The sequence below is a fragment of the Mesorhizobium sp. HAY1-8B genome, assembly GCF_056868045.1.
On record NZ_CP200321.1, the window covers coordinates 2,556,844 to 2,583,135 of the forward strand.

20 protein-coding genes and 3 pseudogenes are annotated in these 26,292 nt (G+C 60.8%); 13 read left to right on the forward strand and 10 right to left on the reverse strand.

Annotation, left to right across the window (positions count from 1 at the left end):
• Positions 1–11 precede the first annotated feature (11 nt).
• The 8 genes from AC1VON_RS12075 (at position 12) to AC1VON_RS12110 (ending at position 7,697) form a co-directional block, all read left to right on the forward strand.
• A complete protein-coding gene (locus AC1VON_RS12075) occupies positions 12–1,067 on the forward strand; it encodes a replication initiator protein A (protein ID WP_483122478.1) in 1,056 nt (351 codons plus the stop codon).
• Positions 1,064–1,555, forward strand: a complete 492-nt coding sequence (locus AC1VON_RS12080; RefSeq protein ID WP_483122481.1) for a DUF2840 domain-containing protein — start codon at positions 1,064–1,066, stop codon at positions 1,553–1,555. Before AC1VON_RS12075 ends, AC1VON_RS12080 begins: the two co-directional genes overlap by 4 nt.
• On the forward strand, positions 1,552–2,097 hold the full coding sequence (locus AC1VON_RS12085; protein WP_483122484.1) for a S26 family signal peptidase: 546 nt from the start codon (positions 1,552–1,554) through the stop codon (positions 2,095–2,097). The genes AC1VON_RS12080 and AC1VON_RS12085 overlap by 4 nt, the downstream gene beginning before the upstream one ends.
• 36 nt (positions 2,098–2,133) lie before the next feature.
• Positions 2,134–2,463, forward strand: a complete 330-nt coding sequence (locus AC1VON_RS12090; protein WP_483122488.1) for a DUF736 domain-containing protein — start codon at positions 2,134–2,136, stop codon at positions 2,461–2,463.
• A complete protein-coding gene (locus tag AC1VON_RS12095) occupies positions 2,460–3,236 on the forward strand; it encodes a lytic transglycosylase domain-containing protein (protein WP_483122493.1) in 777 nt (258 codons plus the stop codon). Before AC1VON_RS12090 ends, AC1VON_RS12095 begins: the two co-directional genes overlap by 4 nt.
• A 243-nt stretch (positions 3,237–3,479) precedes the next feature.
• Entirely contained in the window at positions 3,480–5,219 is a 1,740-nt protein-coding gene (locus AC1VON_RS12100; protein ID WP_483122497.1) for a relaxase/mobilization nuclease domain-containing protein, read from the forward strand.
• A 22-nt stretch (positions 5,220–5,241) separates the two neighbouring features.
• Positions 5,242–7,230: a conjugal transfer protein TraG gene (locus tag AC1VON_RS12105; protein ID WP_483122499.1), complete on the forward strand. Its 1,989-nt coding sequence runs from the start codon at positions 5,242–5,244 to the stop codon at positions 7,228–7,230.
• A gap of 5 nt (positions 7,231–7,235) precedes the next feature.
• Positions 7,236–7,697 (forward strand): CopG family transcriptional regulator, encoded by a 462-nt coding sequence (locus AC1VON_RS12110; RefSeq protein WP_483122502.1) that lies wholly within the window; start codon positions 7,236–7,238, stop codon positions 7,695–7,697.
• Between the two features lie 166 nt (positions 7,698–7,863).
• Here AC1VON_RS12110 and AC1VON_RS12115 read toward each other — a convergent pair whose 3' ends face one another.
• Both AC1VON_RS12115 and AC1VON_RS12120 read right to left on the reverse strand, forming a co-directional pair.
• Positions 7,864–9,189: a type II toxin-antitoxin system HipA family toxin gene (locus AC1VON_RS12115; protein WP_483122507.1), complete on the reverse strand. Its 1,326-nt coding sequence runs from the start codon at positions 9,187–9,189 to the stop codon at positions 7,864–7,866.
• Positions 9,189–9,443: a helix-turn-helix domain-containing protein gene (locus AC1VON_RS12120; protein ID WP_064982438.1), complete on the reverse strand. Its 255-nt coding sequence runs from the start codon at positions 9,441–9,443 to the stop codon at positions 9,189–9,191. Before AC1VON_RS12120 ends, AC1VON_RS12115 begins: the two co-directional genes overlap by 1 nt.
• 228 nt (positions 9,444–9,671) lie before the next feature.
• Here AC1VON_RS12120 and AC1VON_RS12125 point away from each other — a divergent pair.
• Positions 9,672–9,982 (forward strand): annotated as a pseudogene (locus tag AC1VON_RS12125) (hypothetical protein); the annotation flags it as partial.
• Positions 9,983–10,011: 29 nt separating this feature from the next.
• On the opposite strand, the gene ehuB reads toward AC1VON_RS12125, so the two are convergent.
• Positions 10,012–10,884 carry an ectoine/hydroxyectoine ABC transporter substrate-binding protein EhuB gene (gene ehuB / locus AC1VON_RS12130; RefSeq protein ID WP_483122513.1) on the reverse strand — a complete coding sequence of 291 codons (873 nt, stop codon included), beginning with the start codon at positions 10,882–10,884 and terminating at the stop codon, positions 10,012–10,014.
• 298 nt (positions 10,885–11,182) lie between these two features.
• Here ehuB and AC1VON_RS12135 point away from each other — a divergent pair, with 298 nt between their 5' ends.
• The 3 genes and pseudogenes from AC1VON_RS12135 (at position 11,183) to AC1VON_RS12145 (ending at position 16,184) form a co-directional block, all read left to right on the forward strand.
• Complete coding sequence (locus AC1VON_RS12135; protein ID WP_483122516.1) at positions 11,183–11,923, forward strand: hypothetical protein; 741 nt, start codon at positions 11,183–11,185, stop codon at positions 11,921–11,923.
• A gap of 607 nt (positions 11,924–12,530) precedes the next feature.
• The gene (locus AC1VON_RS12140) at positions 12,531–12,869 is read left to right on the forward strand and encodes a hypothetical protein (RefSeq protein ID WP_140774509.1); all 339 of its coding nucleotides are present in this window, start codon (positions 12,531–12,533) and stop codon (positions 12,867–12,869) included.
• Positions 12,870–15,163: 2,294 nt separating this feature from the next.
• Positions 15,164–16,184, forward strand: a pseudogene (locus AC1VON_RS12145) (ATP-dependent DNA ligase).
• 42 nt (positions 16,185–16,226) lie between these two features.
• Here the strand turns inward: AC1VON_RS12145 and AC1VON_RS12150 are convergent.
• From AC1VON_RS12150 to AC1VON_RS12160, 3 genes and pseudogenes are all read right to left on the reverse strand, one after another.
• Entirely contained in the window at positions 16,227–17,855 is a 1,629-nt protein-coding gene (locus tag AC1VON_RS12150) for a M20/M25/M40 family metallo-hydrolase (protein WP_483122524.1), read from the reverse strand.
• Positions 17,856–18,080: 225 nt separating this feature from the next.
• A pseudogene (locus AC1VON_RS12155) lies at positions 18,081–18,455 on the reverse strand (GFA family protein); the annotation flags it as partial.
• Positions 18,452–18,844 carry a hypothetical protein gene (locus AC1VON_RS12160; protein ID WP_483122529.1) on the reverse strand — a complete coding sequence of 131 codons (393 nt, stop codon included), beginning with the start codon at positions 18,842–18,844 and terminating at the stop codon, positions 18,452–18,454. The pseudogene AC1VON_RS12155 and the gene AC1VON_RS12160, both read right to left, overlap by 4 nt.
• A gap of 320 nt (positions 18,845–19,164) precedes the next feature.
• On the opposite strand from AC1VON_RS12160, the gene AC1VON_RS12165 reads away from it, so the two are divergent.
• Positions 19,165–19,473 carry a hypothetical protein gene (locus AC1VON_RS12165; RefSeq protein ID WP_483122531.1) on the forward strand — a complete coding sequence of 103 codons (309 nt, stop codon included), beginning with the start codon at positions 19,165–19,167 and terminating at the stop codon, positions 19,471–19,473.
• Between the two features lie 30 nt (positions 19,474–19,503).
• Here the strand turns inward: AC1VON_RS12165 and AC1VON_RS12170 are convergent, their stop codons facing one another.
• The 4 genes from AC1VON_RS12170 to AC1VON_RS12185 form a co-directional block, all read right to left on the reverse strand.
• On the reverse strand, positions 19,504–19,809 hold the full coding sequence (locus tag AC1VON_RS12170) for a helix-turn-helix domain-containing protein (protein ID WP_340163189.1): 306 nt from the start codon (positions 19,807–19,809) through the stop codon (positions 19,504–19,506).
• Positions 19,810–19,844: 35 nt separating this feature from the next.
• Positions 19,845–20,669, reverse strand: a complete 825-nt coding sequence (gene ku / locus AC1VON_RS12175; protein WP_483122536.1) for a non-homologous end joining protein Ku — start codon at positions 20,667–20,669, stop codon at positions 19,845–19,847.
• Positions 20,670–20,755: 86 nt separating this feature from the next.
• Positions 20,756–24,754: a GAF domain-containing protein gene (locus AC1VON_RS12180; RefSeq protein ID WP_483122538.1), complete on the reverse strand. Its 3,999-nt coding sequence runs from the start codon at positions 24,752–24,754 to the stop codon at positions 20,756–20,758.
• Positions 24,755–25,087: 333 nt separating this feature from the next.
• Entirely contained in the window at positions 25,088–26,158 is a 1,071-nt protein-coding gene (locus tag AC1VON_RS12185; protein WP_483122541.1) for a YihY/virulence factor BrkB family protein, read from the reverse strand.
• Positions 26,159–26,292 lie beyond the last annotated feature (134 nt).

The window sequence follows — 26,292 nt, forward strand, 5'->3', positions numbered from 1 at the left end:
TCATCTCCCTTATGTCGGCACGACCTCGCCAGCCGTCGGAGCGCGGACAGCTTGATCTGTTCCATGCGCTGCCCGGTGTCGTCGCGCCACGCGATGCGCAGGACCTCATGGCCTATCCCTTCTTCTCGCTTGCCAAATCCAGGCGCATCGCGCCGATCGACTTTCGCGCCGGCGATGTCGCGATCCGTGTCGAAGCGATGCCCGACCACGGCATGGCGACGATCTGGGATGCCGATATCCTGATCTGGGCCGCGAGCCAGATCGTCAGCGCGCGGGACGCCGGATTGCGCACGTCGCGCCTGATGGCCGCGACGCCATACGAAATGCTCACCTTCGTCGGCCGCGGTGTCTCGAAGCGAGACTATCTGCGCCTCAAGGCGGCGCTCGACCGCCTGCAGTCGACAAGCGTCGTCACCTCCATTCGCCAACCCGCCGAAGGCCGGCGCCATCGCTTCTCGTGGATCAATGAATGGCAGGAGCGCTTCGATCGAAACGGCCGCCCGCTCGGCGTCGAATTGATTTTGCCGGATTGGTTCTATCGCGCCGTTATCGACGATGCGCTCATCCTGACGATTGACCGTGCCTATTTCGGACTGACGGGCGGCCTGGATCGGTGGCTCTATCGGCTGGTGCGCAAGCATGGCGGACGCCAGCGCGCTGGTTGGCGTTTCGACATCCGGCACCTGCATCAGAAGTCCGGCAGCCTCTCGCCGCTCAAGCGCTTCGCCTTCGAGCTGCGTGACATCGTGCGCCGCCAACCTTTGCCGGGATATCTGCTGTTCACGGAGGTCGAAGCCAGCGGTCGCGTGCTGCTGGCTTTCGAACCTGCGCCGGCGCCAGTTGACAGGATCGTGCCATCGGGAACCCGAACTGTCGTGCCATCGGGAACCGCGTCCTCGTGCTTTCGGGAACCACGATCGCCCTTAAGGGACCGGCCCGCAACAGAAAATCGCGCCCTTAACTTAGAGTCTAACTCTCAATCTAACAATCTTGCGCGCGAGCGATGGTCTGGCGGTGGGGAGCAGAAGCGGCGCCGCGTTTGCCGGCGCGAGGGAGACGACACATGACGTCGTCTCCTCCATCGACACCGCGCGGCGACCTCACGACGGTCGAGCTGATCTGGATCGAGAAGCGGATCGGGCATCGCATCCGCTTCGGACGTCCATCCCATGAGACGATCATCGACCAGCGGCGGCGCGTCGTCGGATTTGCGCCAGGCAGTGTCTTTGCGTTCGTGCGCTGGGCGGCGAATGACTTTGGCACTGTCGTTTCGCGCATCGACATCGTGCGCGCGGTCTTGCGCAGCGAGCCTTATCAGACGCTGCCTTACATCCGGCCAGGCGGTGAGATCCTGCTCAAGATCGCAGGCTGGGACAAGGTTGAGCGGGTGCTCCACCTGATCGATGCGATCGAGGCGATCGGCCTCGATCCGGTCGAGGCCGCACCAGACTATTGGCGTCAGACCCACAACCGTCTGCTCGCCGGCGCAACGCCGCGTGCCTATTCGCTCGACCAGCACCGGGCCTTTCTGTTGCGCAAGAGGGTGACCTCATGAGCCGCGCCACTTGCATGGTCGCAGCACTTGCGGCCGTCGTCGCGACGGTCGCTCCGGCTGTCTTCGAGATGCCGCCGCTGCTTTTGTGGAACGCGTCGGCCAGCGCGCCGCTTGGGCTCTATGCGATCAGGAAAATGGCCGTTCCGACGGCTGGCGCGCTCGCTGTCCTCGCACCGCCAGACAAGGTCGCCCGGTTCGCCGCCAGGCGTGGCTACCTTCCGCTCGGCGTGCCGATGCTGAAGCACATCGAGGGACTTCCCGGGAGCCAAGTCTGCCGCCTCGGTCGCGTCATCACGGTGAACGGGCTCGCGTTGGGTGCTGCACTGGAGCGCGACCGCAAGGGGCGCGCGCTGCCGGAATGGCAGGGCTGCCGCGTCATCGCCGACGACGAAATTTTCGTCATGAACCGAGCAGTCGAAGACAGTCTCGACGGCCGCTATTTCGGCCCGTTCCCGGCGCGCTCGATCGTCGGAGCCGCGCTGCCGCTTTGGACCGACGCGAGGGGCGATGGCCACTACACCTGGCTCGCTCCAGCGAACTGAAATTCAGTCCAGCCAACAAGAGGAAGGAGATAATCCATGGCCGAGATCGGCGTCTTCCACAAAACTGAATCTGGTTATTCCGGTCGCATTCGAACGCTGCTCGTGGATGCCGAGCTGGTGCTCGTGCCGACCAGAATATCTGACGGCAAAGCGCCGGATTTCCGTATCCACATCGGCGACGGCAGCGGCCCCGAGGTCGGCGCGGCCTGGAAGGAAACTGGACAGACTGCCGGCGACTATCTGTCGTTCCGGTTGGAAGATCCGCTTTTCGGCCGGCGCTTTCGCGCCGGTCTCTTCCGAATCGACGACGGCTCCTGGTCGCTGCGCTGGATGCGGCCGAAATCGCGGCCGGAGCGTGCTCGATGAGTGGGCCATCGGTGACGAAACGTGCGGACGAGAGCCGCCCCGTCAGTCGATTGCCTGGTCGGCGAGAAGCACTTTGCCTTATCGGCGGCATGCTGATCGTCTGTCACGCAACGACGGGGGCCTTCGCACAGTCCCCGCCCGCCTCACGCGCATCCGCGGACGATCCTTATGCCGCGCCTATTGCCGAGGCGTCGCATCGCTTCCGTGTTCCCGAGCGCTGGATACGGGCAATCATGCACCTCGAAAGCGCCCGCGACCCGCGCGCCGTGTCACGAAGGGGGGCCCTGGGCTTGATGCAGATCATGCCCGCAACCTTTGCCGAGCTGCGCCTTCGCCACCAGCTCGGCCGCGATCCCTATGATCCACATGACAACATCCTTGCAGGCGCCGCTTATCTTCGCGAGCTGTATGATCGATACGGTTCACCGGGCTTTCTGGCCGCCTACAATGCGGGCCCAGGGCGTTACGAAGCCTCCTTGAAGGGCCGTCCGCTGCCGGCTGAGACCCAGGCTTATGTTGCGACGCTTCGCCCTTTCTGGGGCGGCGGTGATGCACGCGGCGCGCTCACCGCCGGTCATGCCAAGGCCGTCAGCTGGAAGGTCGCGCCGCTGTTTCCGGCGCGGTCCGGGTCCATGCCCGCTTCCGGGCTTTCGTCCGGCGAAGACGCTTCCGTCGAGGTCTCGTCGTCACCGTTGGTGCGCAGACTTTTCGCGGCCGTTTCGCAGCCGCGCCAGCTGTTCACTGGGTCCGACGTGCGGACATCGCAGCCATGACGAAGTCTCCGTCAGATCGCCCCCTGACGTCTCGTTTGACGTCGCAGCCAATGAGGCGCGCGGAGCACAGGGCAACAACCGAGGGACGGCAGGATAAAAGGGCGCACATTGCGCGGCGGTCGGGTGGTTGTTCTTGCTTTATTTTCTGGCGCGTTCCGCACATTGCCGGCCATGGGCGCAATGTGTATGAAGCAGCCAAGATATTGTATTTGTTTTCTTTTTTTCACATTGCGGTGCCGCGCCATGGCTGATGAGCGCGAGTTTCGCATTCGACCCGGGCGCATCCGCTCCACGCGCGCCCAGCAGGCCCGGCCCTTCATCGCGCAGGTGTTGGCCGCGGCGAAAAAGGCCGGCGGTGGTATTTCTCGCTCGGGCCGGATTGTTCAAGCAGGCCGCTCCCGCTTTGGTCACGGTCAGCGCGCCAGCATCCAGGCCAACCGCCTCATCACCTCGCGGTCGCGCGGCGCCGTCGTCAAGGCGCGAGTCGTCCGTCATTCCGCGCGCGCCGCTGCGCTTGGCACCCACCTCAACTATCTGCGCCGCGAGGGCGTCAGCCGGGACGGGGAGAAGGGGCATCTGTTCGGGCCGGGGACGGAGAATGCCGATGGCGCGGCCTTCGCCGCTCGCGCCAAGGACGATCGTCACCATTTCCGCTTCATCGTCTCCCCGGACGACGCTCTCGAAATGGCGGACCTCAACGCCTTCACCCGCGATCTGGTGGGGCAGATGGAGAAGGACCTCGACACGCGGCTCGACTGGGTGGCAGTCGATCACTGGAACACCGAGCATCCCCACATTCACCTGATCGTGCGTGGCGTCCGCGACGATGGCCAAGATCTGGTCATCGCGCGTGACTACATCAAGGAAGGCATGCGCGACCGGGCTCGCGATCTGGTGACCCAGGAACTGGGTCCGCGCACCGATCGCGATATCCGCCATAGACTCGAAAGCCAGATCCAGTCGGAGCGGTGGACGCAACTCGATCGGCAGTTGCTTCGCGACAGCCGTGACAGCGGGATCATCGATCTCGCGCCATCTCGCCTAAGGCAACTGGACGAGTATCAAGCTCTGAAAATCGGTCGCCTGCGCATGCTCGAGACCCTTGGTCTTGCCCGCCAGGCCGGGCCTGGCCAATGGGCAATCGACGAAAGGGCCGAAGCAACACTGCGTGCGCTTGGCGAACGCGGCGACATCATCAAGCGCATCCACCGCGCGATGAGTGCGGCTGGCATCGAGCGTGGCTCAGCCAATTATGTCCCGGCCGCGGAGAGCCTGGAGACGCCGGTCATCGGCCGGCTGATCGATCGCGGGCTCGATGACGAACTGATCGGCACGGCCTATGCCGTGGTCGACGGCGTCGACGGACGCACCCATCACATCAAGCTCTCCGATCTGGAGGCAGCTGGCGACGGCGCACCGGGAACGATTGTCGAGCTGCGAAAATTCGATGATGCGCGCGGTCAACGCCGCGCCGCACTCGCCGTGCGCTCCGACCTTGGAGTGGATCAGCAGATCACGGCATCCGGTGCGACCTGGCTCGACCGTCAGGCAATCGCGCGCGAACCGGCCGCCCTGGCCGAGGCCGGCTTCGGCGCCGAGGTTCGTGACGCCCTCGACCGGCGCGCCGAACATCTTGTCAAACAGGGGCTCGCGGAGCGGCAAGGCAGACGCATCATCTTCACCCGAAGCCTGCTCGATACACTGCGGCGGGCGGAACTGGGGACGCTTGGCGACAGGCTCGCGGCCGACACTGATAAGCCCTTCAAGCGCGCCACCAGCGGAGACTTTGTCGCCGGCGCCTATCGCCAGCGCTTGTCACTCGCCTCCGGCCGTTTCGCCATGATCGACGACGGGCTCGGCTTCCAGTTGGTCCCCTGGACGCCCTCACTTGAAAAACATCTCGGCCAGCACGTCTCCGGTGTCGTGCGCGGCGATGGCGGCATCGACTGGAGTTTCGGCCGCAAGAAGGGGCTCGGACTTTGACAACGGAAGAAAGGACCACGCCATGTCCGCCACGAAAATCCTGTGGGGTCAGATCCTCACGGTCTTCCTGGTCGTCTTATCGACCACCTGGGCGGCAACGCAATGGACCGCATGGCAACTCGGTTTCCAGGCCGGGCTTGGCCCACCCTGGTTCGAGATTGCTGGGTTGTCTGTCTACTATCCGCCCGCTCTGTTCTGGTGGTGGTATTTCTACGATGCCTACGCCCCGTCAATCTTCGTGGAAGGCGGATTGATCGCCGTGTCCGGTGGCTTCCTCTCGATTGTTGTTGCCATCGGCATGTCGGTGTGGCGGGCGCGCGAAGTCAAGAATGTCCATACCTACGGGTCAGCGCGCTGGGCAGAGCAGCGAGAGGTGGAGGCAGCGGGCCTGATCGACAACGATGGTGTCGTGCTCGGGCGCTATGATCGCCATTATCTACGCCACGATGGGCCCGAGCACGTGTTGTGCTTCGCCCCGACCCGGTCCGGCAAAGGCGTCGGCCTGGTGGTCCCTTCGCTTTTGACCTGGCCGGGCTCGGCGATCGTCCATGACATCAAGGGCGAGAACTGGCAGCTCACCGCGGGCTTTCGCGCTCTGCACGGTCGCGTGCTGCTTTTCGATCCGACCAATTCGAGATCGTCAGCCTACAATCCGCTTCTGGAAGTCCGTCGCGGCGAATGGGAGGTCCGCGATGTCCAGAACATCGCCGACATTCTCGTCGATCCGGAAGGGAGCCTGGAAAAGCGCAACCATTGGGAGAAGACCAGTCACGCCCTGCTGGTCGGCGCGATCCTCCACGTTCTCTACGCCGAGCAGGACAAGACGCTCGCCGGCGTCGCGGCCTTCCTCTCCGATCCGAAGCGCCCGATAGAATCGACGCTTGCCGCGATGATGAAGACCGCGCATCTCGGTGACGCCGGCCCGCATCCGGTCATCGCCAGTGCGGCGCGCGAGCTGCTCAACAAATCCGACAATGAACGCTCGGGCGTGCTGTCCACCGCGATGTCCTTCCTCGGTCTCTACCGCGATCCGGTTGTTGCCACGGTGACGCGGCGCTGCGACTGGCGAATTTCCGACATCGTTGGGGGGAGGCAACCAGCAACGCTCTATTTGGTCGTGCCGCCTTCGGACATCAACCGGACCAAACCGCTCATCCGCCTCATCCTCAATCAGATCGGTCGCCGCCTCACCGAGGACCTGCATACCAAGACAACCCGTCACCGGTTGCTTCTGATGTTGGATGAGTTCCCGGCGCTGGGCCGCCTCGATTTCTTCGAGAGCGCGCTGGCTTTCATGGCGGGCTATGGCCTGAAAAGCTTTCTCATCGCGCAGTCGCTCAACCAGATCGAGAAGGCCTATGGTCCCAACAACTCGGTCCTCGACAATTGTCATGTCCGCGTCAGCTTCGCCACAAACGACGAGAGAACCGCCAAGCGTGTCTCTGACGCACTCGGCACGGCAACCGAAATGCGGGCGATGAAGAACTATGCCGGTCACCGGCTCTCGCCGTGGCTCGGGCATCTCATGGTGTCGCGGCAAGAGACGGCCCGCCAGTTGCTCACTCCTGGCGAGATCATGCAGCTTCCGCCGACCGACGAGATCGTCATGGTGGCAGGCGCGCCGCCGATCAGGGCCAAGAAGGCCCGGTACTACGAGGATGCCAGTTTTAAGCAGCGCGTGTTGCCGCCACCCGAACTGGCGCGGTCCGGAGAGGCCAGCCCTGACGATTGGAGCCAGTTGCCGATCCTGGCTCACTTGGAGGCCGCGCAAGCTTCCGGCCTGCTGCAGCAGGACGATGGCGATCCGACGGGATCGGAGCGCCGCCTGCAGGCCGAACTCAATCGGGCCCAGGCGGTCGAGAAGGCGGCGCCCATCGAGAATGAATTCGAGATGGGACCGGACGACGATGACGACGACGATGATGCTGTCCGCAACCGGCGCCTGGCGAGCCTCGTGCAGGGCGTTGCGCGGCAGACCTCCCTGGACCCCGATGACGGCATGGAGTTGTAGGCGCCATGATGGCTCGCAAAAAGAAGGCGCAGATTTCCGTCTATCTCGATCAGGTCATCATGACGATGCTTGGCGATTATGCGGCACGGCGCAATCAACCCCAATCCATGATTGCGGAAGCAGCGCTGGCTTCGTTTCTGTCGCCGGATGCGGATGAACGTCGCGAGGCCGCTATCGCCAAACGCCTCGACCAGGTCGATCGCCGCCTGGCCAGGCAGGAGCGCGATATCGGCATTGCGGTCGAGACACTGGCGGTGTTCGTCCGCTTCTGGCTGGCGACAACGCCGGCGTTGCCCGAGCCCGCCGCCCAGGCCGCGCGCGCCAAGGCGGCCGAGCGCTACGAAGCCTTCGTGACGGCGTTGGGGAGACGCCTGGCGAAGGGGCCGAAACTGCGACAGGAGATTTCCGAGGATATCAATCCGATGGACAACAGCGAAACCCACCCTGACGGATTGCAAGGCCAATAAACGGCTGGCTCGGAGCCTGATGGCGATGTTCATCATGATGATGGCGATACGCGACGCCGGCGGTCACGCGACGACAATGTCGTTGCACCGGTGACGACGATGATCATCAGCAGCGGCAACAGGATGAGCGAGCAAGTCCCGGCAGCCGGTTCGCCGCACACCTCGATCAGTCGATGGCATCAGCCTTGTTGTCGGCGAGGAGGGCCGCCCGCTTGCCGATAGCCGACTTGACCGCGTCGACAAGCTGTTCAGGAAAGCCGCGGGGCAGCGACATGATCACCTCGTCGGCCTGCTTCTCCACGTTTTCAGCGATGTCATCGAAAATTCTGCGCATGACAGGGGTACCCACGCCGGCAATGTCAGCGGTCTGCAGGAAGTGGCGTGGCATGATGTCAGGTACCGAATAGTGCCTGTTCTTGCCGACCGACATTGCCAATTTGAATTTGTTGCGAGGGATCTGCGCGGTATCAAGGCTGGGCTGCGCGGTCAGCACGTCGTAAAGGGGCGTCATGCGGAATCGTCCGCCAGGGCTGAGAAAAATACTGAAATTCTTGGCGTGGCCGTCAGTCGCGCCGATCAGCCAGAACAAGATGCAGGTGCGCAAGAAGGTGGCGATGTCTTCATCAGGCGTATCGCTACCCTTCAAGAGCTCGACAATCTCGCGTATGCCGGGACCGCCATCGGACTGGTACTTGCGCGTCGGCGGCACTGACAGCGCTTGACAGATATCTTCCTGCGGCAGGCGCAGAAGGCGGCCGTCGCGGGCCCACAGCCGGTCGAAGCGTTCCACGATCAGTGTGCGGCGCTTGCCGAAGTCAGCGATCTGCGCCTGGGCGGCGGGAACGCCAAACGCTTGCAGCAGCTTAAGACACAGATACTCGTTCTCGACGCTGTTGGAGAGATCAATGCCGTTCGGCAGCCGGCCGATCTGCGGCTTCAGGATATGGGTGGTCGCTGCCGTGCCGATCGGTTTGAACCAGCCTCCGTCCTTGCGCAGCAGGGCGGTCTTTTCCTGCGCACCGGCAATCGAGATGCGAAAGTCCTCATCCTCGCCCAGGCCGAGCGGAGCGGCAGCAAGGTTCTCGATGATTCCGGCGACGTCCTCGTTGCTGACCGGCTTGCCTTCGACACTGCCGGGAGGGCCTGGATCCATGCCATCGGGCAGGAACTGCAACGCGCCGACGCAGTCATGGCCGAGCGCAGCCAGCATGCTGTAGGCGTCGGTGCCGTCGGCGCCGACGCGTTCGGCAACACGCGTGCGTATGGCGTCATTGTCGGGAAGCAGGTTGTCGAAGACGTTGGTCACCGGCGTGCCGATATAGCGGTCTTCCCGCAAAGGAAGCGAGAGTGAGATCGGGAAGGTGCCGCGCCAGTCCAGCCATTCGCGGCCGTATTGGAAGTCGATGGCGCCCGTCGATTCCCTGCGCAGGATGCCCACCAGGCGCCCGTTCAGAAAGACATTCAAGAGGATGTGAACCCGGCGCCGTGCCATCAGAACAGATCCTCGATATCAGCAGAGCTGCCTTTGCTGCGCGCGCGCACGACGAGTTCAAGGTCGAGGGCGGAGAGGGCGGCCATCAAGGTGCGGAGTTGCATCGCGGGCTCGCCGGCCTCGAGGCGGGAGACCGTACCCTGGCGCAGGTGGATCTGGTTGCCGAGTGAGCCTTGCGTGAGCCCGGCGTTCTTGCGGGCGCGGCGCAGGATGGCTCCGAGTTGTTTTTCGTTGCGAGCGATCTGGTCTGTCATGATGAGTCTCCACGCCTGCAATATACGCGATCGCGTATTATTCGTCAATATACGGAGTTGCGTATAAAATAGAGATATACGCGATCGCGTATACAAGGAAAATATACGCGATCGCATATGATGCCGACGCGTCAGTTGGCAGCGGCGGTCTTGGCGCCGCACAGGAACTTCTGAACAAGTCCGACAACGAACGCTCCAGTGCACTCTCGACCGCGATGTCCGCAATGCGAGGCGGCGATCTCCAGGCGTCTCGACCGGACCGACCGCCGGATCGCGCGCCTGAGCGCCGGCATCTCGCTGGAAACCTTGGCCGTTTTAATCCGCTTCTGGTTGGCGCGAACCGATGGCGCAGGCGGCGCGCGAAGGCTAACGAACGCTAAGAGGCATTCGTCGCCGCGCTTGGCAGGCGCCTCGCCAAGCGGCCAGGCCTGCGGCAGGAAATCCCCGTAGACATTGCCATCCAGCGACGCAGAATGACGATGAGAGGCCTGTCGGCAGAGGCGCCGCCCCCGCTAGCGCGCCGCCGCCCGCGCTGTTGATGCCAGCTGGATTCTGTTGCCGATGGCGTTCAGTTAGCGGCTCCGCACAACTGCGACGTCGTCAATCCTGGCGGCACGTTTTCCGTGGCGCCAAATCCGTACTTCGCCATGATGGTGGCGATCGTGCCATTCGACATGACCTTCGCCAGACCCTGATTGTAGAGGTCGCGCAGATCGCCATCGTCCTTTCTGAACGCGATCGCGATGTAGCTGATCGACTTCTCGTCCGTCGTGAATGGGCTGGCGCGCTCCAGATCGGGGCTCTTGTTGCCGGCAAGCAGCCCGATCACCGTCGGGGAAGAGAACAGAGCCGCGTCTATGCGGCCGGCGCGCAGTGCCGCGATGTTGGTTTCGATGTCGGGGAACTGCAGGATGCGGTCTTCCGGCACCCCCTCGGTAATGGCGTTCTTGATGACATTGCTGCCGCGGCCGCCGCCCATGATTGCGTCGGATTTCCTGGCAAGATCCGCATAGCTGTGGATCGCCTTGGGGTTGCCGGCGAGAACGACCGCCGCGTCGTCGGACCTCAGGTCGGGAGCGCCGAAGGCAACCTGCTGACATCGCTCCGGCGTTATCGACAGTCCGGATGCAACGGCATCGAAACGGCCGGCCATCAGGCCAGGGATCAAGGCGCCGAACTCGGTGACCTCGAAGTCGACCTGCTTGACGCCGAGGTCGGCAAAGGCAGCCCTGAGAAGATCCGGATGCCAGCCGAGCAGCTCGCCGGTTCCCTCCTTCTTGTAGCCCCATGGCGAACGGTTGTGGATGCCGATGACGATGCGCCCTTCCTTCAAGACCCGTTCTTTCGTGGTCTCTGCCGTTGCCGGCAGCACGGATCCAACAAGCGCGGCATAGGCGATGCAGGCCAGGCCAATGGCGGCCGATCGGGCTCGAAATATCATCGGTGCAGTTCTCCCGTGTGATTGAGTTGTGCACAGGCGCTCGCCTGGACCACCCAACGCTACGTTCGAAGATAGCAAATCGTCAATCTAAATGTACAAAATATGTACATAATATTGCGATGACGGTTGTCGGAGGCTAGTTGAAAGCGCCGGCCTGGGCGACACCCGGAACGGTCGACCTCCATTCGAGACGGAGGCGACATCACCGACTCCAAAAACGCTGGATGGGATAACCGTCGAGACTTCCTTTATATCCTTGGAGGACCTCCGACGGGAGTTGGAAGGAATGCAAGGGTCGATGCAAGACCTGAAACGCGCATCGCGTTACGGATCGGCGCTGCCGATCTACGATCCAGAAAGCCTCTCCGTCCAAATTTCCAGGATCGTGGCGGACATGAGCCCTGATCCTGCCGAATGCGACGACCTTGTTGCGAGCGCGGAGTTGGCTCTGGACGAGATCGCGAAGGAAATCCGTGACCACCACTCGTTCGATGCCGGAAAGATGCGGTCGGTCTGCGATATTCTCTGCTATCTGGTCCTTTCACACGCCACTTTTCGCTACCAGAAGCCAAAGTGGGTGATACGCGATCTGGAAACGTTGGGGGATTTGCGAGTCCTCGGGCTTGTCGAATGGAGCTACGGGCTGAGTGACGACGAAGGCAGGGTCAAGCAGACCATAGCCACATGCAAGGCTCTGATCGTGGATGTCGCCCGGGAGCTTTCTCTCCCCTCGTTTGACGCAGCACGCGAGGCCGGCCTGATCGAAGACGCGCCAGAATACAGTTTCCTGTGTCAGTGCCTCACCGACGCCGTCAGTCTGTTCAGGGATGGGTACTGCCGCGAGGCTGACTATGCCGCGAAATTCGCTGGAAAAATGGCTATGTGCCTCGCCGAAGAAGCTGGAATTGACCATGATGTTCTGGTCGAACTTTCGTCAGATTATGAAGCTTTGTTCCCGAAAGGCGAGGGCGATGCCGCCTATCTGAAAGGTGTGATGCCCCAGCTGAGCGCACTGCTCGCGGGGTTCACAGCCGGATAGGCTGGCCAACCGGGGATACGCGCTTCAACGGCTTGGTCGTGCGCCAGCCACACCGGGCACTTTGAGTGCCCTTTATCGCCGCCAGACAGGATGGCGGATTCACGAAGATTGGGCAAAGTCCGACGTTAGCCGCCAGGCTCAAACATCAGCTTGCGGTGATGCTTCGACAATAATCGAGGTTGTAACGATTGGAACCCTCCTAGCGCCATATTAGACTAGCGCAAACTCGTACCCGCGAAGATAGGGCTCAATACATTCGCAGTGCCAGCCAGCAATCGCGAGTTTGAAGCGCTCAGACAAGACCGCTTTCACTCAAATGAGATCAACACATTGGTGATCTCTAAATATGGATCCTTGCGAGAGGGGATGCCCTTCAAACCACGACGCGGATCGTTCACCGACCGGCCCGCGCTTTTTCGCCGCCAGTGGAGCGCTGGCTCCCCTTTGGAGAACCGCCAGGCCCAGCGCCCAACCCAGTCGAGCATCGACGGCGCCGACTATTTGGTTTCCAATAACAGTCGGCCATTCGGAACCAATTGCCGATTTGCGTCTTCCCATGGGGCGTTAGTTCCCGCCCTGGGGTGGGGCGTCCGTTGGGAGGATTGATATGTGGTTCCATAAATTCGCAGCGGCGTTTTTCATTCTTGGACTGTCGACAGGCAGCGGGCTATCGCAGACCCCTATCGACGCAGCGATTACCGCTTGCAAATCCACCGGTCTTTTGGCTCTGCAGGAGCAGGCCAAAGACATCAGCGACCTGGTCATTGACATGGAAAGCGTTGCGATTAGCGCGGCTGACACCAAGGTAGAGACTGTGCCGATTAAGACAGTCGTTCTGGGCGAGGCATACATTGCTCGAAATGGCAAAACCGGTGCACCGGACCGCTTCGTCTGTCTGCTTGGCGAAAAAGGGAAGGTGCTACTAACGTTCTTTACGGCTAAATGAATCCTTGGGAGATTTGCGTGCGTTAGCCGGGTAAACGGGGCGCTTGGCCACAATGACGTCATCTGTTGTGCCTCGCTTCTCTGCGGAAAAACAGACTTGCTGCCCAGCGGAATATTGTACTCCTTGGCGGCGGACAACATATTTGAATGATTTCTGGGGTTGCTGGAAGACCGTATTGCGCTAGCGATCGCCCGCTCTTCACGCTTTTGCATGAAGGGACGGGTGGTTGCCGTCCGAGCAGATCGATGGGTTGTTTGTAACTGCTAGGCTTTCGGTTTCAGCAGGTGCTTTCCACCGTCTATTCAATTCCCTCGGATCGTTTTTGCCGGCATTGGAATGTCAGTCTGAAGCCCTAGGGCGTCCGCCGCCCAATCTCTCATTTCCGGTGAAGCGTCGCTGGACTTTAATATTGACACTGCCAGCGCAGAGATGTCTGCGGGAGGTCTTCTGTAGGTGGTTTCGTAGGTGAAATAGCCAACCAAGATCGCGCATACCGCCGAAATGACCGGGGGGACAAACCGGAGTGTCGCGATAGCCAACGTTCGCCAGCGTGCTGGCAGATAGGCTCTTGGAAGTTCACCCTCTTCTGCAAGGTCGGTCATTCCACTTCGCCCCCGCGTCGATAGAACGTCTGAACGATAATGGCCTAAATTAGTTAAAGCGCGGATAAATGTCATGATGCACCAGGGACAGGCGCGGTTCGGCTCGACTTCCAGCTCCGCCAGATGCCGCGCTTGCCATGCCAGGATCGAATAGATGTCCCACAACGGGTCACATTGGATTGGCACCGCAATTACATTGATCGGTAAGTTGGGGGTGGGGTGGGCCCGTCGCTTCGCAAATGAGGCGGCGGGCTTTTGACGGCGGCCAGCCCGCTGCTGAAAGCTTTGCCTGACAGCCCGCGTGAGCCTGGCGGGATCTGGCAATCACTGCCAGAAAGACAATTAGCCCAGTCCAATTGAGCGGAACATTCCGTGATCACGGACGAAGGTTCTGCCTTGCGGTTGGCGCCGAGTCCAATCTACCGCACCCAGCATCTTGAAGCTTTGCAGGGCTGACTTGGCGCGAAAGGACAGGGGCTCGCCAAGACCTTCAATCGCCTCTAACGATGACCCGCGGTCTCCTGGAGGCGACTGGCGACACACCGAGATCCGTAGCCACACGAAGGACAGCAATCCCCGCGGCGCTTTCAGCTACGAGCAGTCAGAACAACCCGCAGCCGCCAACAGGTCGGAAACCTGAGTAAGCTGCGTGCCCAGATGACTAGTCTAGAGTTCCTGCGGAAGGGACCGATGGAGGTTCATGGGACTTGAAGCCCGAGTTGTCTCCGGGACACCCGGCGTTGGCGTCGCTGATATGGTCGACCATTTTGTGGCGGGTGGTTCGGAGTAGCCCCACATCATCTGTTCAGGTCACCAATAGTTGAGCGCAAACCATATTGCCGGCGCGATCATCGCAACGATGGCTGCGTATTCCAATATGCGACGTGCAGCATGCATGGAACTCCCAGGTTGGACACAACAGCTTTGTGAAGTAGGCCTTCGCGTCGCTGCCTATGCTCGGCATCCGCAGCATTGCGGAGAGATGTCCTGGGGCAAACATATCTGCGCGGCGACGCCGCGGGGATCGGACCTTCGCGTCACCAACGCGTCCTGGTTAATGGCTGGTCTGAAGAAGGCAGTTTTCCCCCTCTCGGTTGCGTTGGAACAGATAGAGCGTCTCGTTGGTCGACGCAGTCCGGTTCAGAATCATTCCTGGCTTCGGCGCGATCGCGACGCGCGTGACCTTAAGGTGATTGGCCACTCGGCAGTGGGACTGGCCCGCGCCACTCGGCAGAGGCGCGGGCCGACCAAGATTGGGTCTTGATCGCAGCAGGAACCGCTGAAGAACCTGCCGTTTACCCCAAGCTCCCATAGTCGCTTAGGTTCCCTCCCAAACCGAAAAGCCGAGAAGGTGCAGCCAGGCAAAAGAGATGCCGGTTGACCGCTTTGGTTCACATATGCATTTAACCGGCTTGAGGGAAACCGCGGGATGCTCGTGGAGAATGCGGAACCCACAACTCACCTCTGCCGGCGAAGGGCTTATCTCCGAAAAGCCTAGGTCTGACGAAACGCCAGCGACTGCCGACGAATGGAACTAAACTTTCCGATAAAGCTTATCGCGGCATGATCCAAGGATATAGCCAGTCCAAACAGTGCCTGGCTTGCTGAAGAGGTCGCCTGGGCTGACGAGGACCGTTCCGCAAGGTCGAGCAGCACAGCAATCAATCGACTCGAACCTGCGAAGCTCGGATCATGAATTCGAAGACAGATAGACCTGCTTTCGCCGTTCCATTGGAGACAGAGCCGATGGAGGCAAAGACCGCGGGCGCCTTGCCGAGTGATAGAGGCAAATGGCAGTACGAACCCAAATGGGATGGCTTTCGCTCCTTGGCGTTCAAAGCCGGCAATGAGGTGGACCTGCGGGCAAAATCGGGTAAGCCGCTCGGCCGCTATTTTCCGGAAGTCGTCTCGATGTTGCGCGGGCTGAAGGTCAAAGACTTCGTGGTCGATGGTGAGATCGTCATCGACATCGACGGCTCGCTCTCTTTCGCTGCGCTGCAGATGCGATTGCATCCGGCGGAAAGCAGGATTCGGAAACTGTCTGTCGAAACACCGGCCAAGCTGATCCTGTTCGATATGCTGGCAAGTCCGGATGCGAGCCTGATGCGTCAACCGCTGTCTGCGCGGCGCGAGGCGTTGGATGCGTTCGTTAAGTCAGCGGGACATGCCGATCTCGAATTGTCGCGTTGTACTCGGGATTTGACAACGGCAACGGAATGGCTTGGCGAATCTGGTTACGGTTCAACAGACGGCGTTGTCGCCAAGCTTGTCAACGACGAATATCGGCCCGGCGAGCGCGCCATGGTCAAGGTCAAGCGGCTGCGCACAGCCGATTGTGTGGTCGGTGGCTTTCGCTACTTGGCGAACGCGCGCGAGGTCGGATCGTTGTTGCTTGGGCTCTACAACGACCCAGGGCAAGCTCGACCATGTGGGATTTACGTCGACGATCGCGCAGGAGGATCGATCAGCGCTGACCCGACAACTCGAGGCTTTGCGCGCGCCTCCGGGCTTTACCGGCAAAGCGCCGGGGGGACCGAGCCGTTGGAGCACCGAGAGGAGCGGGGAGTGGGAGCCACTGAAGCCCGAACTGGTGGTGGAAGTCCGGTTCGACCATGTCACCGGCGATCGCTTCCGACACGGTACCAAGTTCATGCGGTGGCGCCCTGACAAGGGTCCGAAACAGTGCACGTTCGCGCAGATATTGAAAACATGAGCCATTCGCCATCGGTCGTGCCACAGGGGCGCTCATTCCACATCACCGGACAGTCGAGTTGAGGAGTGCCTCGCAGACATCCCGGAGGATCCGTGGCAGGACGTCGAACGCATAGCCTTTGTGCAAACGTTCCAGCGGCGTGTGGTAGTCTCGACCCCATGGGCCGATGTTGATGGTCGGTATATTGGCTAACCCGTTTGCCTTCGGCCATCGAACCCCGTCCCTCCACATTGGCGTGTTCCTGCCGACCACATCGAAACCCGACGCGGCGGCCTCGCCAAAGAAACTCATGTCCGAAATGCCGGCGAAGTACTCCGTGCAACTGATAGCGCTGCCGTAACGGACGCTCGATCCAGCTGCTATGTCGGAGGCGATTGCCCTTAGTCTCGCTGCCATTGGCGTATCTGAAAGGTTCGTGGCCAGATAAGGGGTCGAGCCAAACCCCGTGATGATTGCCGGGCCTGGTAGCTGGCTCAGCTTCCAGGCTTCCTCGGTCACGATCCGGCATTGTTCGGGCAAAGAAAGTGCGCCAGCGGCGACGGAAGCGCTGAGCGCGTCAAGCTTCGGTATCGCTTCCGCCCCGAGGCGACCCAGCACGGCTTCGTACCGATACAGGGAGATGCTCTCGATGAAATCGCTGCGACTCGAACCGATCCGTCGAGTGAGTTGCGCCTGATAGTCTCTCGCCGCATCGAGGCACAGCCTGTCGAAACGCTCCAGCACCTCGTCTGGCGCTCGCCGATAGCTCAGCACGTTGAACGTGGCAAAGGCTGTCGCAGGCGTGGTCACGTCATAGCCGGCCTTGTCATCGCGGATACTGAGAAGGCTTGGCGGTGTTCCCGGCAGCGCCTGGGAACCGTCGGTAAGCTCCGGCGCCCATTCAATGCGCGCTGCGATAGCGGCAGCGAGCGCACCCGCATTGAGCCCATTCAAGGGAAAGCCGCTATGGGCGGGAACGCCCGCCACGAAAACAGTCGGCAGCAATTTGCCGACCGTTCCCAACGCGATGACCCGACCCTTGCTGCCGTCGCCATCGTCGGTAATGGCGTCAAGATTGATGGCCGCCGCAATATCGAGGTCATGCTCCCTGGCTATTTCAGGCAGCACCTGGACAGCCCTGCGCGCGCCTGCGGAATTGTTCTCTTCGTCGGGCACGGCGATGAAGAACAAGTTGCCGACGGGCCCGGCACGGTCAGCAAATTCCGCGCAGACCGCCAATCCAGCGGCAAGGCCAGCCTTCATGTCCAGGAGGCCACGCCCGGCAAGAAATTCTCCCGAGGCGAGATCCGTTTTGGCCAGTTGGGCGGCGGACGTCTCGGCCATGTGCAAGCTCTTGGCCAGGGCAGGGGTGAGCTGTTCAGGTTCGGTCGCCAGGTCTTCCAGTTGACCATAGTCATGGGTCGAGACGGTGTCGTAGTGCCCTGTCAGGACAATGGTGCCTTGCCCCGTACCCCGGACCAGCATTGCCACGCAGTGGCGGCCGTCCCCAGGTTCGATCTCGATCGTCCAGATTTTTGCGTCCCGAAACACGGTCTCCGCGCCAAGCATGTTGGCGAACCACAATCCAAACGACGCCTCGCCATTGGTTCCAGTGACGCTTTTCTGCTGCGTCAAGGCGATAGCCCAGCGCCTGGCGCGTCCAAACAGATTGCTTGCTGTCGCGTTGCCCATCATGTCCCCGGTCAAATGGCGAAATTCGATAGTAGAGGTTGGGGACGGGGCCTCAAGTGCATGCGTGGCCGTGTGTGCTGGGCCACTACCCATTCCTCATCGCTCGCTGTCGACCCGCATGGTTGACGGGCAGGACACGCCCGGTTGCAGTCAACTATCCGGCTGCTGAGGTGGAACTGGGATTCCAGGCTCAGTTGATGGGGCGTCCATCGCACGCGGCTCTCGGTCACGCTCAAACTGCTCAGCCCACCGCAGATCCATCAGCCAAGGTTCGCGACTGCCGATCCAAAGTTCATAGCCGGGTATGATATCGCTGGGGGCACTATCGAGGGTCCCGAGCATGATCTCGGCCTCTTCCTCCCGCAGCGAGGCAACGCGCGATCCGCATTCTGGGCAAAAGCTCCGTCCTTCGAAAGCCCGCAGGTCTCCAGTGCCTTGATAAGCAGGTCGCGGCCAAACGCCGAGGAAGGTGAACGCACTGCCGCTTGTGCGCCGACAATCCTGGCAATGGCAAAGTCCGACGCGCAGGGGTGCGCCTCTCACCAAAAAGCGAACCGCACCGCAAAGGCAGCCACCGCTGCGCACCTCATCGATGCTCATTGTAGAGCCCGCTTCGGGGGATCACGGTTCTCGTCGGGATTGGGGAGAGGAAGTTCGTCCGGCAGAAGATCCGGGTCAGGCTCTCGCACGTCGGGAGTCCAGGCCGGGGCATCGACCGGCGGTTCTTCATTTGGCTCTGGTTTGGGCGGCATGATTATTCTCCCGGTCGGTTGGTCGCACGAGGTGTTTTGCCGGCCACGGGCCGCGCATCGATCTGTCTGGGAGGGAAGGGCCCGCGGACGTTTGTTTTTAGGAGGAGCACCTGCGGGCTTAGGGGTGCGTGACGCTTGATCCTCGTCGCTGCCGTTCAGGCCTTTACGCTCTATTTTGGCGCCGGCTGGCTCCGGCTCCCTGACAATCGCCGCGCCGAGGTTTTTGATCTTGGCCATTTCCATGTCTCCTTTCTGGCCAACGACCGGCCATAGGGAATGTTCCATCTGGAGCGGAACTAGCACTGCCGGGGGTGGTTATCTTTGACCCACATGGAGAACCAACACATGTCTGACAACGAAAACCATCGCGAAACCGGGGCAACAAAATATCCGGCAAAGACCGGCGCCGATCCTTCGGATGCATTCTCTCAGGACGCGGCCGGAAACAAGAAACCAAAGAATGGCGTTGGACTGACACGGCCCGTCAATGAGGTGGACGACAAGACTCACCAGTCGGACGGGCAGAACCCATCCGACCAGGTAAAGAGTTCCAGGCCATGAACGTCGCCAATCTTCAGCTTGAAGGTCTGATGATGGCGGTCGCGTCGATCAACAATTTGCTGGTCCACAAAGGCCTGCTTTCAGTCGACGACATCGATATCGCGTTGCGGAAGTCCGAAGCCAATTTCACGGGCGATGAGCGCACCTACGAAGACATGCCGCCGGCCAATCGCGACGCCGTCTGCTTTCCAATCCGTCTTCTGCAGATCGCGAACAATTCCCAAGGCGAATCCGACATTCTATCGTTTTCGGAGCTGGCGAAGATGGTTGGACAAACGAAAGAGCCCTACAACGATCAAAGGTAACGTCACCGATGGGCCGATCCAAGCGGCGGCTTACATTTCGCTGTTCTGAATAATTCCCGCTTCGCCATCCTGGATAGGCGAGCGCGGCGCCGTTGGCGTCTTGAGCCGAACGCCTGGTCCGCCATGGATCGTCTCTCCATCACCTAGAAAGGCAACGCCCGCGCGCTCAAGCGCGGATCGCATCGCGACCAGCATGTCGCCGGACGGAACGCGCTTGCTCTTCTCGAAGTCCCGAACGGTTCCCTCACTGACCTGCGCTTTGGCGCCAAGCCTGGCCTGTGACCAGTCCACCAGAGCCCGCGCCGCCCGACATTGCTCGACAGTCAATTGGGTCACAAACGGCTCCTTGATCGCGTCTGTGCGGGCTTGCACTAAGCGCTCTTGCGCTTAGGGTTGCTCGTCTTAGGCGTCGCTAATCCTTCCTGCGTGAGGCTCTTCTTGAGCACCTCGGCCAGGTTGACGACGTTCTCGTGCGGCTTGGGCGCCGCCTTTGGAGGCGCCTTGCCCTTGCGCTTCGCGTCGATCATGGCAATCAGCGCATCTTCGTAGGTGTCTTCGAATTTCGAGGGATCGAAAGTGGTCACCTTTTTGTCGATGAGCATGCCGGCGATTTCGAGCAACTCTGGATCGTATTTTGCCTTGGTCAGACCATCGAAGACACTCTCTTCGGAAACCATCTCGTCGTGGTTTCGAAGTTCGGTCATCACCATGCCCTTCCCGTAGGGCTGGATCACAACTTCCCTGCCGCGCTGATAGAGCACGATGCAGGATCGGGCTGCGACGCCCTTGTTCTTCATGGCATCGCGGATCACGCCGTAAGCCTCGACGGCCGCGCCGTCGGCTGGAATGAGGTAGTAGGGCTTCTCCAGATAGCGGGTGTCGATCTCGCTGATCGCGACGAATTCACCCACCTCCAATGTGTGATCCGAGGTGAGCTTGAGCGCCTTGATGGCGTCCGGCTCGATCTGAACGAATTCGTCCTTCTCGACCTCGAAACCCTTGACCTGGTCTTCCGTTTCGACCGGCTTTCCTGTCTTCTCGTCGGCATAGACGCTTTTGACAGGCAGTCCGTCCTTGCGGTTCAAGATCTTGAAGTGGATCTTCGAGGCTTCGCTTGTGGCGCCGACAATCTTGACCCCGCAGGTAACCGAGCCAACCTTCAAGAAGCCTTTCCAGACGGCACGCGGCGCGACCATGTCATTCATCCTGTTTCGGCTCAGGGCAAACGACAGTGCATCCAAATCGTTCCGTCGAGCCGGCCGAGATGCCGGCCTGGTGCGTTCTATGAAGGATCGTCGAGAATCGTCCTCACCTTTTCGGCGAGGTCTTCCAGGCTGAATGGCTTTGGCAAAAGCTGCGTTCCAGGATCGAGGATGCCGTTATGAACGATGGCGTTGCGCGTGTAGCCCGTGGTGTAGAGAACCTTGAGCTTGGGGTTGTTCCTGCGCAGGATATCCACCAACTGCCGTCCGGACATCTCCGGCATGACCACGTCGGTGAAGAGCAGGGACAATTGCTGCCCAGCTTCGATCAGCTTGATCGCTTCGCTAGGGCCACTGGCTTCGACGACCGTGTAGCCAAGTTCGCGCAACGCTTCGGCTGACACGGCGCGGACGCGATCCTCATCTTCAACCACCATGACGATTTCGCTCGCCAGTCCGCCATCTATCGACCGAGCTTTGAGCTCGGGAGAATCCTGCTCGGTGCCGCCATAATGCCGTGGCAGATAGATCTTGATCGTCGTGCCGACGCCCGGCTCCGAGTATATCTTCACGTTGCCGCCAGATTGCCGGACAAAACCGTAAACCTGGCTGAGGCCCAGCCCGGTCCCCTTGCCAACCCCCTTGGTCGTGTAGAACGGGTCGAAGGCCTTGGCGAGAACATCCGGGCTCATGCCCATACCGGTATCGGTCACTGCGATCAGCACGAATTGTCCGGCCGCAATGGCCGACTCGCGAGCGTATCGCTCATCGACATAGGCGTTCGACGTCTCGATGGTCAGCTTGCCGCCGTTGGGCATGGCGTCCCGTGCGTTGACCGAGAGGTTGAGCAAGGCGCTTTCCAACTGGCTGGGGTCGGCCTTGACCTGCCAGAGGCCGGCACCGAAAGCCGTCTCCACCTTGATCGTCTCACCGAGCGTGCGCATCAAGAGATCCGTCATTCCGCCGACCAGGCGGTTCGCATTGATGGCCTCCGGCTTGAGCGGTTGCTGTCGCGAGAAGGCCAGGAGCCGCTGGGTAAGGGCGGCGGCGCGGTGAGCCCCATCCATGGCACCTTCGACAAATCGGCCGACGTCTGTCTCACCCTTGGACAGTTTGCGCTGAAGCAGATTGAGCCCACCGATGATGACCGCAAGCATGTTGTTGAAGTCGTGCGCAATCCCCCCCGTCAATTGGCCGACGGCCTCCATCTTTTGAACCTGCCGCAGCTGTTCCTCTGCCTTCGAACGTTCCGCCACTTCGTCGATGACGCGCTGTTCGAGCGTGGAGTTGAGTGTCTGCAGTGCGGCCTCCGCACGCCGCCTTTCAGCCAACTCGCGCTCCCTTGACTGGAACAGGCGGGCATTGTCGATCGCCGTTGCTGCATGGCCGGCGATGCCTAGAAGAGCACTCTCGTGCTCAGGACGAAACTTGCCGGTGTCTGCGTGACCGAAAAACAAACCACCTAGAACTTCGCCGGAGTTCGACACGACCGGCACCGCCAGATAGGAGCGAACCGGCAGATGGCCTTCAGGCATGCCCTTGCGTGGCGCATTCTTGCCGTATCGAGGATCCCTGAGAATATCGTCCGATCGAACGACGCCTGTCCCCAGGAAGGTCGGTTCGAACACCGCGGTCGCGCGTGGCATGGGGTAATTTTGGAAGGCCGAACGTGGAGCACCCGACAGGGCGTAGAGCATGTAGCTGCCGCCCTGATCGTCGAGCACATTGTAAAAGAAAGCGCCAAACTGCGCTCCGGAAAGTTCTACGCCGGCATCGGTGGTGATTTGCACGATCTTGTCGAGATCGAGTTCGGCAGCGACCGCCACTCCGGTATCGTTCATGATCTTGAGGTGTCGCTCGGCCTTTTTGCGGTCGGAAATGTCGATCACGGTGCCGATAAATCGAACGGCTTTGCTGGCTTCGAAAATGGCATGCCCGCTTGCCGCCACCCAACGCTCGATACCGTCCTCCAGGCCAATGGTTCGGTACTCGATGCTAAATCCCTCCAGGCTGTCTGGAGCGATTGCCCGCCGGACTGCCTCATCTGCGCGGATGCGGTCGTCTGGATGGAGCCCGGCGATGAAGGAGCCCTCGTACGAGACCTCATCGGTCGACGTAATGCCGAACAATGCACGGCATTGCGCGTCCCACCGCAAACGGTTGGTGACCGGGTCGTAGTCCCAGATTCCGATTGCCGCCGCCTGGGTGGCCAGGCTCAGCCGTTCCGCGGTCTCGGTAGCGCCCTGATCCGACCTGACCCGTTCTATATGCGCCCACGACCGCTCGGTTACCTCGGTGAGAAGTGCAAGCTCGTTTTGCGTCCAGACCCGCGGAGCGCTGTCGTGGATCGCCATCAGCGCGCTCAGGCGACCCTCTTTGACCAGGGGCATGCAGATGGTTGCAGCGATGCCGATGGTCTGGAATGTCGCGGCCTCTTCAGGCGGCAACTCGGCGCGATTGTCGTTGATGATCAAGGGCAGGCCCTGATGAAGCTTGTGGACGGCGAGCTGGCCAAAATCCCGGAGACTGTAATAGCCGACGATGCTCGAAGAGCCTTGTCGGTGCCAGTCTCCCCGAATCGTGAAGTGGTCCTGGTCAGGCTCCATATCGGCATAGGCACAGATTGCGACGCCGAGATGCGCGCCAAGCATCCTGGTCGTGATCTCAAGCACCGCGTCCGCGTCCGCACTGTTCGACGTTTCCTTCCCAAGTCGGTCGAGGAAGCGCAAGCGAGCTTCATTCTGTCGCAGTTCCGCCTGTGCACGCCGTCGTTCGACCGCGGTGCGCGTACGCTCCGCCATTTCGCGAACAAACTCGACCTCTTCCTCGGTCCAAGTGCGGGGCCTGTCATGATTGAGGTAGAGCAGTGCCACAAAACCACCCCGTTCGGTGACGGGCATGTTGATCAAGGATTGAGCGCTGATCGCTTTCAGAGCCGCTGGATTTTGGCTTGTTCGAGGATCTGTATCCGCGTCCTCGAGGACAACTGTGATCCCTCGCTTGAGGTCATCGATATACGTGCCGTAGTCGCGAAAATGCAGCACCCCGGCCAGGCTCTTGATGCCGGGGGCATTCCAGTCTCGTTCGATGGAGATGGTCTCGTTCGCCAGATCAATCGTGCCATATCCGGCCCGGCTGACATCCAGCTCCCTGCCAATGATTTCGGCCGCGGCATAGGCCAGCTCATCGGGGTCTTCGACCAGGCGCACAACGTCGCCAAGTTCGGCGAGGGCAGCGCTCCTCTTCCGCGCGCGAAATGTTTCGGTGACGTCAAAACCTTCGCAGAATATTCCTGTGATGATGTTCCCGCCATCGTAGAGCGGTGCGTAGATGAACGTCAGGTAGCGCGTCTCCTCCGGACTATCCGCCGCGCGGCGAAATCGCACAGGAACGCCCTGCGCTTCAAAAGTCGTGCCGCTTTTGAAGACGTCGTCCAGCCGCTCAAAAAAACCTTGTCCCTCCAGGCTGGGAACGGCATCCCGGATAGGCTTCGAGAGCCAATCGCCGCTGTTGAAAACCTGGCGATGGGCGTCATTCACAAATTCAACGACATGGTCGCGACCGCGCATGATGATGATGAAACCCGGCGCCTGTTCGAACAGATGGATCTGACGTTCAGCGGCGAGGCGTTCGCGCTTTTCGGCCAGAAATCGATCGGTCGTTTCCGTGCAGACGCCAAGCAGGCCGGCGGTGTTCCCAGTTTCCGGCTGCGTAATGGGGTTGTAGGAGAAGGCGAAATGCGTCTCTTCCGGCGCGCCATGCTTGTCGATCCGGATCTCTATGTCGTCCATATGGACAGACTGGCCCTGGTAAACCAGATCAAACATCGGGCCTATCGTCTCCCACGCCTCCGCCCAGACCTGCTGGCTGGGCAGACCAAGAGCGGTCGGGTGTTTGCGGCCAAGGATCGGGATGAAGGCGTCGTTGTAGAGCCAGATACGATCCTGACCCCAGACGACGAACATAGGTTGTGCAGAGCCCAGAATGAGATCGACGAGTGTCTTCAACTGCGTGGGCCATGACGAGACCGGCCCGATAGATGTGGCGCTCCAGGCGAACGAGCCGATACGCTCAGCCATTTCTCCGGCACTGCGAACCGCACCGCTCGCCTTGTCCTCGCTGGATGGTCCCAAGCTATCCCCCGAAATATCGAACCGGACAAAACGGCGGAACGTGGTTTTGGTTGCATGGCAAGGGGAAGGGCAGCAGGCGCCGCATGCAAGCGGACACGTTATGACATCGCTGTTCAATTTTTCCTTGAACGCAGCTTGTCCTTGGTGTCCCAGCAGACAACGAAAGCCGCCCGCAACCAAGAAAAGCAAAGCGGCATAGGACGCAAAGTAGAGACCTATCCAGGCGCGCTGACAGGACCCGAACACGCATTCTCGCGGACAGTGCGTGTTCGTCAGATATCAGTCTGCGGTTTTGCCCAAAGTGTCCGCTACCACAGCACCCCGCTTGCCCATGGGCAGCGGAGGGCCGGTGGTCGAGTCCACCGCTGTCTGATGCTCCATCTCGGCATTGATCGCGGCGCCGGCGATGAGGATGACGACGGAAATCCATGTCCACATCATCAAACCGACGACAGCGCCGAGCGATCCGTAGGTAGCGTTGTAGTTGGCGAAATGCTGCAAATAGAACGAGAACAGCCACGACGCTGCGATCCATGCCACCGTCGCAATCAAGGCTCCCCAACTCAGCCAGCGCCACTTGGCTCGTTCGCGGCTCGGTCCGAAGCGATAAAGGAGGGATATTCCAGTCAGCATCGCACCGACCAAGATCGGCCATCGAGACGCCGCGACAAGCGTCTCCGTCCACGCGTCAAGATAGAAATAACGCAAAAGTGCCGGAACGACACCCACGGTTAGGAGCAGCACGATGCCGATAAGCAACGCTCCGACCGTGAACAGGATCGACATCAGGTTGAGCGTGATGAAGCTGCGTTTTTCGCGTTCCTCGTAGGCAATATTCATTGCGTCAAAGAGTGCCTTCATGCCGCTGTTGGAACTCCATAGCGCGATGCCAAGGCCGATGAAGAAGCCTATGCCGAGAGCACCAGGTTTCTGGCTGGCAAGGGCCTGCAACTGACCACGGATAAGGTCCAGCCCCCCTGACGGGAGCAGTCCGCCGAGATATGCAACATGGTCGGCAACCGTAACTGGGTCCGCGACAAAGCCATAGATTGAAATGAACGCGGCCAAAGCCGGGAACAGTGCTAGGAGCAGGTAGAACGTGGCGCCGGCCGCGACGAGAAGAACCCGGTCCTTGTTGAATTCTTCCCACAAGCGCCAGAAAATATCTTTCCAGCCAAGCGCGGGAATCTCGGACGGCCACGCCGCGTCGCGGCCGCGATCACCATCTTCTGATCTCAGAGCTGCCTTGCTCCGTTCCGTTGTTGATGTAGCCCGACTGGCGGCTTCTCCATCGATCAGCGAGGGCTCGTTGCCGGGTGGCTGCTGAGCCCGGTTCGGTCCCGAGGTCAATGCTCTGGTCTCACTGGCAGCCACATTCGACCAAGACTTCAGAGTGCGCCGGTGCGACCCTCTCTTGACCCGAGGTTGGGTTGCGGTCAAGCGCTTCCACCAATTCGCCTCCTCATGCCCGAGTCCAACTTTCC

What these genes read in the sequence shown, in the direction of transcription:
- AC1VON_RS12075 (WP_483122478.1), top strand. Translation starts at nt 12, where the DNA reads ATGTCGGCACGACCTCGCCAGCCGTCGGAGCGCGGACAGCTTGATCTG.
- AC1VON_RS12080 (WP_483122481.1), top strand. Translation starts at nt 1,064, where the DNA reads ATGACGTCGTCTCCTCCATCGACACCGCGCGGCGACCTCACGACGGTC.
- AC1VON_RS12085 (WP_483122484.1), top strand. Translation starts at nt 1,552, where the DNA reads ATGAGCCGCGCCACTTGCATGGTCGCAGCACTTGCGGCCGTCGTCGCG.
- AC1VON_RS12090 (WP_483122488.1), top strand. Translation starts at nt 2,134, where the DNA reads ATGGCCGAGATCGGCGTCTTCCACAAAACTGAATCTGGTTATTCCGGT.
- AC1VON_RS12095 (WP_483122493.1), top strand. Translation starts at nt 2,460, where the DNA reads ATGAGTGGGCCATCGGTGACGAAACGTGCGGACGAGAGCCGCCCCGTC.
- AC1VON_RS12100 (WP_483122497.1), top strand. Translation starts at nt 3,480, where the DNA reads ATGGCTGATGAGCGCGAGTTTCGCATTCGACCCGGGCGCATCCGCTCC.
- AC1VON_RS12105 (WP_483122499.1), top strand. Translation starts at nt 5,242, where the DNA reads ATGTCCGCCACGAAAATCCTGTGGGGTCAGATCCTCACGGTCTTCCTG.
- AC1VON_RS12110 (WP_483122502.1), top strand. Translation starts at nt 7,236, where the DNA reads ATGATGGCTCGCAAAAAGAAGGCGCAGATTTCCGTCTATCTCGATCAG.
- AC1VON_RS12115 (WP_483122507.1), bottom strand. Translation starts at nt 9,189, where the DNA reads ATGGCACGGCGCCGGGTTCACATCCTCTTGAATGTCTTTCTGAACGGG.
- AC1VON_RS12120 (WP_064982438.1), bottom strand. Translation starts at nt 9,443, where the DNA reads ATGACAGACCAGATCGCTCGCAACGAAAAACAACTCGGAGCCATCCTG.
- ehuB (WP_483122513.1), bottom strand. Translation starts at nt 10,884, where the DNA reads ATGATATTTCGAGCCCGATCGGCCGCCATTGGCCTGGCCTGCATCGCC.
- AC1VON_RS12135 (WP_483122516.1), top strand. Translation starts at nt 11,183, where the DNA reads ATGCAAGACCTGAAACGCGCATCGCGTTACGGATCGGCGCTGCCGATC.
- AC1VON_RS12140 (WP_140774509.1), top strand. Translation starts at nt 12,531, where the DNA reads ATGTGGTTCCATAAATTCGCAGCGGCGTTTTTCATTCTTGGACTGTCG.
- AC1VON_RS12150 (WP_483122524.1), bottom strand. Translation starts at nt 17,855, where the DNA reads ATGGGCAACGCGACAGCAAGCAATCTGTTTGGACGCGCCAGGCGCTGG.
- AC1VON_RS12160 (WP_483122529.1), bottom strand. Translation starts at nt 18,844, where the DNA reads ATGGCCAAGATCAAAAACCTCGGCGCGGCGATTGTCAGGGAGCCGGAG.
- AC1VON_RS12165 (WP_483122531.1), top strand. Translation starts at nt 19,165, where the DNA reads ATGAACGTCGCCAATCTTCAGCTTGAAGGTCTGATGATGGCGGTCGCG.
- ku (WP_483122536.1), bottom strand. Translation starts at nt 20,669, where the DNA reads ATGGTCGCGCCGCGTGCCGTCTGGAAAGGCTTCTTGAAGGTTGGCTCG.
- AC1VON_RS12180 (WP_483122538.1), bottom strand. Translation starts at nt 24,754, where the DNA reads ATGGCTGAGCGTATCGGCTCGTTCGCCTGGAGCGCCACATCTATCGGG.